Source organism: Curtobacterium sp. 179-B 9B NHS (assembly GCF_045370965.1).
GTDB lineage: Bacteria > Actinomycetota > Actinomycetes > Actinomycetales > Microbacteriaceae > Curtobacterium.
In genome coordinates, this window is the sequence record NZ_JBIQDQ010000002.1 from 363550 (window position 1) to 372020 (window position 8471).

Below are 8471 nucleotides of genomic sequence, written 5' to 3' on the forward strand. Positions count from 1 at the left end.
CAAGCCACCAGAACCAAGGAGACACACCCTCGTGACTGACATCGTGTACGACGCCGACGCCGACCTGACGCTCATCCAGGGCAAGAAGGTCGCCGTCATCGGCTACGGCTCGCAGGGCCACGCCCACGCGCTCAACCTCCGTGACTCCGGCGTCGAGGTCGTCATCGGCCTCCAGGAGGGCTCGAAGAGCCGCGACAAGGCGACCGAGGCGGGCTTCGAGGTCCTCACCCCGGCCGAGGCGACGAAGAACGCCGACGTCGTCGTGATCCTCGCGCCGGACCAGGTGCAGCGCATCGTCTACGCCGAGGACATCGAGCCGAACCTGAAGGACGGCGCGACGCTCGTCTTCGGCCACGGCTTCAACATCCGCTACGGCTACATCGAGGCCCCCGAGGGCGTCGACGTCGCGCTCGTCGCGCCGAAGGGCCCGGGGCACACCGTCCGTCGCGAGTACGAGGCCGGCCGTGGTGTGCCCGTGATCGTCGCCGTCGAGGTCGACGCCTCCGGCAGCGCCTGGGACCTCGCCTGGTCGTACGCCAAGGCCATCGGCGGCCTGCGTTCCGGCGGCATCAAGACGACCTTCACCGAGGAGACCGAGACCGACCTGTTCGGTGAGCAGGCCGTCCTCTGCGGTGGCACGTCGCAGCTCATCCAGTACGGCTTCGAGACCCTGGTCGAGGCGGGCTACCAGCCGCAGATCGCCTACTTCGAGGTCCTGCACGAGCTCAAGCTCATCGTCGACCTCATCTGGGAGGGCGGCCTCACCAAGCAGCGCTGGTCGATCTCCGACACCGCCGAGTTCGGTGACTACGTCTCCGGCCCCCGCGTGATCTCGCCCGAGGTCAAGGAGAACATGAAGGCCGTGCTCTCCGACATCCAGGACGGCACCTTCGCCAAGCGCTTCATCGAGGACCAGGACGCCGGCGCGCCGGAGTTCAAGGAGCTCCGCGCGAAGGGCGAGGGCCACCCGATCGAGGCCACCGGCCGCGAGCTCCGCGCGCTGTTCGCGTGGAAGTCGAACGACGCCGACTACGTGGACGGCTCGGCCGCGCGGTAGTCTGCGGTCGACCACCCGACTCCCGAGGCGGCGGTGCGTTCGCACCGCCGCCTCGCGACGTGACCCGAACGACATGCACCTGTACCCCTCCAGCTCCAGCGCCAGCACCTGGCGCCCCCGTGGCGTCCCCGTACCCGGGCGCTCCGCTTCCGTGACCCGTCCTGCAGTGCTGCCGATGCCGCTCCGCGGCGTCGCGAGGAGTGGTCACGACCGGGTCCTCCGACGTGGGAGGATCATCGGATGGCGGTGACGAAGCGAGCGGTCCACATCGGCGCCGGCAAGATCGGGCGCGGGTTCGTGGGTCAGTTCCTGGTCGCGAGCGGTTACGAGCTCACCTTCGTCGACGTGGACGACCGCGTGGTCTCCGCGCTCAACGACGCCGGCCGCTTCGTGGTCCACGAGGTCGGCGAGCAGCCCGTCGAACACCTCGTGTACGGCTTCCGTGCACTCAGCAGCAAGACCGACCGTGAGCGCGTCGTCCAGGCGATCGCCGAGGCCGACGTCGTCACGACCGCCGTCGGTGCACGCACGCTGCCGCTCGTCGCCCCCGTCATCGCCGAGGGCCTCGCGGCACGGGCGCCCGAGCGCGGCGACGTCACGGTCGTGGCCTGCGAGAACGCCTTCAACGCGACGGACTCGCTGCACGCCAGCATCCGACGCGCCCCGATCCTCGAGGACCGTCACGTCGCGGCGGTCTTCGCGAACTGCGCGATCGACCGCATCGTCCCGGACCAGTCCGGGGTGCTCGGACAGTCCGGTGGTCTCGACGTCGTGCTCGAGCCGTTCTACGAGTGGGTCATCGAGCGCACCCCCTTCGCTCCGTCCGACGCCGAGCCGCCGCAGATCGACGGCGTCACCTGGGTCGACGACCTGCAGCCGTTCGTCGAGCGGAAGCTCTACACGGTGAACACCGCCCACGCGACCGCGGCGTACCACGGCTTCGTCCGCGGGATCCGACTCATCCGCGAGGCCCTCGAGGACCGCGAGGTCCGCGCCGAGGTCGACGGGGTCCTCGCCGAGACGACCGCGCTGCTGGTCGCCAAGCACGGGTTCGACCCGGCCGAGCACGCCCGCTACGTCGCTGCGAACCTCACCCGCATCGCGAACCCGCTCCTGCCGGACACCACGGCGCGTGTGGGGCGCAACCCGCTGCGGAAGCTCGGACGGCGTGAGCGCTTCATCGGCCCGGCGTCGCAGCTGGCCGAACGCGGGCTCCCGGTCGAGCACCTGCTCGGAGCGGTCCGGGTCGCCCTGGCGTTCGACGACGAGAACGACCCCGAGTCGATCGAGCTGCACGCCCTGCTCCGCTCCGGCGCGACGGCGCACGCACTCACCGAGATCCTGACCGGGCTCGTGGAGAGCCACCCGCTGTTCCCCGCGGTGCGCGACGTCGTCGCCGGGGTCCTCGCGACCCAGCCCGCCGACGTCTGAGCGATCCCTCGTGGTGTCCGCCGTCGCGGGTCCCTCGTAGAATCGTCCCCATGACCACGGCAGCATCCCCGCCCGACGGCTCGGTCGACCACGACGACGACGCCCTCAGCTGGGGCGACGCGGACGACGCGACCCACGTCGACGCGGCCCACAACCCGGTCACGGTGAAGGGCCACGGCGGACGCGACCCGGAGCGCCCGGAGACCTCCGGTGCCCTGGTCGGCTTCGGGGTCTTCGGCGGGCTCTACCTGCTCTACACGGTGGCGTGGCTGCTCACCGCCTCGACCGCGTACGTCGCGAACGTCGACACGCTGCTCACCGTCTTCGTCGAGGTCCTCCGCTTCCTGTCGATCGTTGCGCCCGCGCTGTGGTTCACCGTGGTGCTCTGGGCCGGTCGTGGTCGTCGGACCCGCACGCGGCTGCTGTGGATGCTGCTCGGAGCCGCCGTGCTCTTCCCCTGGCCGTTCCTCATGACCAGGAGCTTCGGGTGACCGCCACGACACCGGCAGCCCGCCGGACCTCGTCCCCGCTCGTCGGCCGCATCGTCGTCTGGGTGGTCTTCGGCGCGCTGTTCGCCTACATGACCGTCCAGAGCGTCGGGAACCTCGTCACCGTCTCGCAGTCGGTTCGCGCGTTCAACACGTTCCTCGAGACGACCTCCGGTGGTTCGTCGCTGCAGCGCAGCACCCCCTGGGGCTGGCTCGTCCTCGACATCGCGATCGCGCCCGTCGCGTTCCTGGTCGCCCTCTGGACGACGCGCCGGGCTCGGCTGTCGGTGACGGTCGGAGTCTTCGTCGTCGCGTTCGCGGCGGCGGGCGCGCTCTGGCTCGACCTCCAGCTGTTCGTGCCGCGCCTGCTCGACTTCTGACGCACGTCGCGACCGTCCCACGGACGGGAGGCACGGTGCCCGCTGGCTCCGCGCCTCCGGACCGGCGCGTGGTTCCGTCGGGGACCGACGGTGCGGTCGTAACCGGGTCCCCGCGTCGATACGATGGTGGGATACCGCCCGTCTCGTGTGAGGAACTGCAGCTGTGCCGAAGCCGGTCGTCCTGATCGCCGAAGAACTCTCGCCCGCCACCGTCGACGCCCTCGGGCCCGACTTCGAGATCCGGAACGTGGACGGTACCGACCGTGCCGCGCTCCTGTCCTCCCTCGCCGACGCGCACGCCGTGCTGGTGCGGTCCGCCACGAAGATCGACGCCGAGGCCATCGCCGCGGCGCCGCAGCTCAAGGTGGTCGCCCGCGCGGGCGTCGGCCTGGACAACGTCGACATCAAGGCGGCGACCACCGCCGGCGTGATGGTCGTCAACGCGCCGACGTCGAACATCATCTCGGCCGCCGAGCTCACGGTCGGCCACATCCTGTCGCTCGCGCGCCACATCCCCGCGGCCCACGCGTCGCTCGCCGCCGGCGCGTGGAAGCGTTCGTCGTACACGGGCGTCGAGCTCTACGAGAAGACCGTCGGCATCATCGGCCTCGGCCGCATCGGCGCGCTCATCACGCAGCGCCTGCAGGCGTTCGGCGTCTCGGTCATCGCGTACGACCCCTACGTCACGACGGCCAGGGCCCAGCAGCTCGGGGTCGAGCTGGTGTCGCTCGAGGACCTCCTCCGTCGTGCGGACTTCACCACGATCCACATGCCGAAGACGCCGGAGACGGTGGGCATGATCTCGGACGAGCAGTTCGCGCTCATGAAGCCGACCGCGTTCGTCGTGAACGTCGCCCGCGGCGGCCTGATCGACGAGGACGCCCTGCACCGGGCGCTCACGTCCGGGGAGATCGCCGGTGCCGGCCTCGACGTCTTCGTGTCCGAGCCGCCGAAGGACTCGCCGCTGCTCGCGCTGCCGAACGTCGTCGTCACGCCGCACCTCGGCGCCTCGACGGACGAGGCCCAGGAGAAGGCCGGCGTCTCCGTCGCGAAGTCCGTGCGCCTCGCGCTCGGCGGCGAACTCGTGCCGGACGCGGTCAACGTCGCCGGCGGCGTCATCGACCCGTACGTCCGCCCGGGGATCCCGCTCATGGAGAAGCTCGGTCAGGTCTTCACCGGCCTGGCCACCTCGCCGGTGACGAGCATCGACGTCGAGGTGCACGGCGAGCTCGCGCAGTACGACGTCAGCGTGCTGAAGCTCGCAGCCCTCAAGGGCGTCTTCACCGACGTCGTCAGCGACCAGGTCTCGTACGTCAACGCCCCGCTCATCGCGGAGCAGCGCGGCGTGAGCGTCCGGCTCATCACCGACGCCGACAGCCCGGAGTACCGCAACGTCCTCACCATCCGCGGTGCCCAGTCCGACGGGCCCGCGATCAGCGTGTCCGGCACGCTGACCGGTGCCAAGCAGGTCGAGAAGCTCGTGGAGATCAACGGCCACGACGTCGAGGTCGCCCTCGACGCGCACCACGTCGTGATGGTCTACACCGACCGCCCCGGCATCGTCGCGGTCTACGGCAAGGAGTTCGGCGACGCCGGCATCAACATCGCCGCGATGCAGATCTCACGCGAGGCCGCCGGCGGGCAGGCGCTGAGCGTCCTGACGGTCGACTCGCCGGTGCCCGCGGAGATCCTCGAGCACGTGCGCTCCACCATCGACGCGACCTCGCTCCGCGAGATCGACATCACGCTGTAGGGGTCCGGGACATGGCACAGACGGTCAAGCTGGCGGTCGTCCGCGGCGACGGCATCGGGCCCGAGGTGGTGGACGAAGCGCTGAAGGTCCTGCACGCGGTGCTGCCGGACGACCTCGACGTGCAGGAGACCGCCTTCTCGCTCGGTGCCGCCCGGTACCTCGAGACGGGCGACATCCTCACCGACGACGACATGTCCGCGATCGCCGAGCACGACGCGATCCTGCTCGGCGCCGTCGGCGGTGACCCGCGCGACCCGCGACTCGCGGGCGGGATCATCGAGCGTGGACTCCTGCTGAAGCTGCGCTTCGCGTTCGACCACTACGTCAACCTCCGCCCCACGACGGTGTACTCCTCGGTCGCGAGCCCGCTCGCCGACCCGGGCGCGGTCGACTTCGTCGTCGTGCGCGAGGGCACCGAGGGCCCGTACGTCGGCAACGGCGGCGCGATCCGCGTCGGCACGCCGCACGAGATCGCCACCGAGGTGTCCCTCAACACGGCACACGGTGTCGAGCGCGTCGTCCGGTACGCCTTCGACCTCGCCTCCCGCCGCCCGCGGAAGCACCTGACCCTCGTGCACAAGAGCAACGTGCTCGTGCACGCGGGTTCCCTCTGGCAGCGGACGGTCGCGGCGGTCGCCGAGGAGCACCCGGACGTGACCGTCGACTACCAGCACGTCGACGCGGTGACGATCCACATGGTCCGCGAGCCCGGGCGATTCGACGTCATCGTCACCGACAACCTGTTCGGGGACATCATCACCGACCTGGCCGGCGCGATCAGCGGCGGCATCGGTCTGGCGGCCTCGGGGAACATCAACCCGGACGGCACCTTCCCCAGCATGTTCGAACCGGTCCACGGTTCCGCGCCGGACATCGCAGGCCAGCAGGTCGCCGACCCGACCGCCGCCGTCCTGTCCGTCGCCCTGCTGCTCGACCACCTCGGTCGTGCAGACCTGGCGGCGGCCGTGACACAGGCGGTCGAGGCCGACCTCGCGAGCCGGGGCACCACGCCGCGCAGCACGGCCGAGGTCGGCGACGCCATCGCCGCCGCGGTCGCAGCACGCACCACCACCGCCTGACAGGAGTCACCCCGATGAGCAGCACCGACACCGAGACCGACGGCGACTTCGCCCTCGAGTTCGCGAACACGCCGTCGCCCGAGCGTCGGGCCGCGGCCGAGCGCGAGGAGATCCTCGCCGACCCGGGCTTCGGCAAGTACTTCACCGACCACATGGCCACCGTCGCGTGGTCGCTCGAAGCCGGCTGGCACAGCGCATCGATCCACCCGTACGGACCGCTGACCCTCGACCCCAGCGCCAGCGTGTTCCACTACGCGCAGGAGATCTTCGAGGGCATGAAGGCCTACCGCCACGCGGACGGGTCGGTGTGGTCCTTCCGGCCGGACGCGAACGCGCGCCGCTTCCAGCGCTCGGCCCGTCGGCTCGCGCTCCCGGAGCTGCCGCTCGAGGTCTTCGTCGAGTCGGTCCGGCAGCTCGTCCGCGCCGACGTGGACTGGGTGCCGTCGGCGCCGGAGACCAGCCTGTACCTGCGTCCGTTCATGATCGCGACCGAGTCCTTCCTCGGGGTCCGTGCCGCGCAGGAGGTCGCGTACCACTGCATCGCCAGCCCGGCCGGGGCGTACTTCACGTCCGGACCGAAGCCCGTGAGCATCTGGCTGTCGACGAAGTACGCCCGTGCCGCACGTGGCGGGACCGGGGCTGCGAAGACCGGCGGGAACTACGCCGCGTCCCTGCTCCCGCAGCAGGAGGCCTACGAGCAGGGCTGCCAGCAGGTGATGTTCCTCGACTCCGAGGAGGGCCGGTACCTCGAGGAGCTCGGCGGCATGAACGTCGTGCTCGTGCGGTCGGACGGCACGCTCGTCACGCCGGACTCGGAGTCGATCCTCGAGGGCATCACCCGCGACTCGATCCTGCAGCTCGCCGAGGACCGCGGGCTCCGGGTGGAGCGTCGTCGGGTGACGCTCGACGAGTGGCGGGACGGGGTGGCCGACGGCTCGATCACCGAGGCGTTCGCCTGCGGGACGGCCGCGGTGGTCACGCCGATCGCGGAGCTCCGCGGCGAGGGCTTCACGATCGGGTCGCCGACCGTCGGTGCCGGCGAGTTGACGATGTCGCTCCGCCAGGAGCTGACCGACATCCAGTACGGCCGTCGTCCCGACCCCCACGGGTGGATGACGCGCCTGACGGACCCGGCCTGAGCCGCGGATCGGTAGGGTCGAACAGTGAAGATCGCACGGTTCAGCAGCACGGGTGAAGACCCGCGGTACGGCATCCTCGACGAGCGTGACCTGGTCGTCCTTGCGGGGGACCCGATGTACCAGGGGTTCGAGACGACGGGGGAGCGGGTGCCGCTCGCCGACGCCAAGCTCCTCGCACCGGTGATCCCTCGGTCGAAGGTGATCGGCGTCGGCCTGAACTACGCCGAGCACGCGTCGGAGATGGACGAGCGTTCGGGGGACGACCCCGTGGTCTTCCTCAAGCCGAACACCGCGGTCATCGGTCCGGACGACCCCATCCGTCTGCCGGCCGAGGTCGGCCGTGTCGACCACGAGGGCGAGCTCGCCATCGTGATCGGCTCGCTCGCCAAGAACGTCCGGCGCGAGGACTTCGCGAGCGTCGTGCTCGGGTACACGATCGCGAACGACGTGACTGCGCGCGACCTGCAGGCCCGCGACGGACAGTGGACGCGAGCCAAGGGCTTCGACACCTTCTGTCCGCTCGGTCCGGTCATCGAGACCGAGATCGACCCGTCGGACATCCGACTCGAGACCCGCGTGGACGGCGAGCTGCGCCAGGCGGCGTCGACCAGCGAGATGGTGCACGACATCCCGTCCCTGGTCGAGTTCGTGTCGTCGATCTGGACCCTCCTGCCCGGCGACGTCATCCTCACCGGTACCCCGGCCGGGGTCGGGGCCATCCGCGACGGCGAGGTGGTGGAGGTCCTCATCGAGGGGATCGGCTCGCTGAAGAACCCGGTCATCGCTCGCCACTGAGCGCTCGCGACACCCGAACGGCCCGTTCCCACAGGGGAGCGGGCCGTTCGCCGTGCCGGGGCCACGAGGTGCCGACCGTGCGACACGCCCGGGATGTGGGTGGTGTTGGTGGTGTGGTCGGGCCGTGCGTAGAGTAATCACTCGTTGCCGCTGAGGCGGAGAACGGAACGGCCGAGACGGTCACCGGGTTCACCTGGGGATCTTGTCCGCCACGGTTCTTCCCCGGCAACGAACTTCCAGCCCCTCTGATGAGGTTCCACTGTGGTGGTGCTGAGTGGGGGGTGCGTCTGGTCCTTGAGAACTCAACAGCGTGCACATTGTCAATGCCAATTATTTTGACCCCGTGCGA

At 70.4% G+C, this 8471-nt stretch carries 8 protein-coding genes; all 8 read left to right on the forward strand.

What is annotated here, in order from left to right; genetic code table 11:
• Positions 1–31: 31 nt before the first annotated feature.
• The 8 genes from ilvC (at position 32) to ACH0A8_RS03535 (ending at position 8122) form a co-directional block, all read left to right on the forward strand.
• Positions 32–1057, forward strand: a complete 1026-nt coding sequence (ilvC, locus tag ACH0A8_RS03500; RefSeq protein ID WP_066654919.1) for a ketol-acid reductoisomerase — start codon at positions 32–34, stop codon at positions 1055–1057.
• 240 nt (positions 1058–1297) lie between these two features.
• The gene (locus tag ACH0A8_RS03505; protein WP_066654917.1) at positions 1298–2488 is read left to right on the forward strand and encodes a mannitol-1-phosphate 5-dehydrogenase; all 1191 of its coding nucleotides are present in this window, start codon (positions 1298–1300) and stop codon (positions 2486–2488) included.
• A gap of 50 nt (positions 2489–2538) precedes the next feature.
• Positions 2539–2979, forward strand: a complete 441-nt coding sequence (locus tag ACH0A8_RS03510) for a hypothetical protein (RefSeq protein WP_066654915.1) — start codon at positions 2539–2541, stop codon at positions 2977–2979.
• Complete coding sequence (locus ACH0A8_RS03515; protein WP_251155578.1) at positions 2976–3356, forward strand: hypothetical protein; 381 nt, start codon at positions 2976–2978, stop codon at positions 3354–3356. The genes ACH0A8_RS03510 and ACH0A8_RS03515 overlap by 4 nt, the downstream gene beginning before the upstream one ends.
• A 163-nt stretch (positions 3357–3519) precedes the next feature.
• Positions 3520–5109 (forward strand): phosphoglycerate dehydrogenase, encoded by a 1590-nt coding sequence (gene serA, locus ACH0A8_RS03520; protein WP_251155579.1) that lies wholly within the window; start codon positions 3520–3522, stop codon positions 5107–5109.
• Between the two features lie 11 nt (positions 5110–5120).
• Entirely contained in the window at positions 5121–6188 is a 1068-nt protein-coding gene (locus tag ACH0A8_RS03525; protein ID WP_326495566.1) for a 3-isopropylmalate dehydrogenase, read from the forward strand.
• Positions 6189–6202: 14 nt separating this feature from the next.
• A complete protein-coding gene (locus tag ACH0A8_RS03530; RefSeq protein WP_251155581.1) occupies positions 6203–7327 on the forward strand; it encodes a branched-chain amino acid aminotransferase in 1125 nt (374 codons plus the stop codon).
• A 24-nt stretch (positions 7328–7351) separates the two neighbouring features.
• Positions 7352–8122 (forward strand): fumarylacetoacetate hydrolase family protein, encoded by a 771-nt coding sequence (locus tag ACH0A8_RS03535; RefSeq protein ID WP_066654901.1) that lies wholly within the window; start codon positions 7352–7354, stop codon positions 8120–8122.
• The last annotated feature ends 349 nt before the right edge of the window (positions 8123–8471 follow it).

Bases quoted from the DNA above. Each gene is read 5' to 3' on its own strand.
- ACH0A8_RS03505 (WP_066654917.1), top strand. From the start codon at position 1,298: ATGGCGGTGACGAAGCGAGCGGTCCACATCGGCGCCGGCAAGATCGGG.
- ACH0A8_RS03510 (WP_066654915.1), top strand. From the start codon at position 2,539: ATGACCACGGCAGCATCCCCGCCCGACGGCTCGGTCGACCACGACGAC.
- ACH0A8_RS03525 (WP_326495566.1), top strand. From the start codon at position 5,121: ATGGCACAGACGGTCAAGCTGGCGGTCGTCCGCGGCGACGGCATCGGG.
- ACH0A8_RS03530 (WP_251155581.1), top strand. From the start codon at position 6,203: ATGAGCAGCACCGACACCGAGACCGACGGCGACTTCGCCCTCGAGTTC.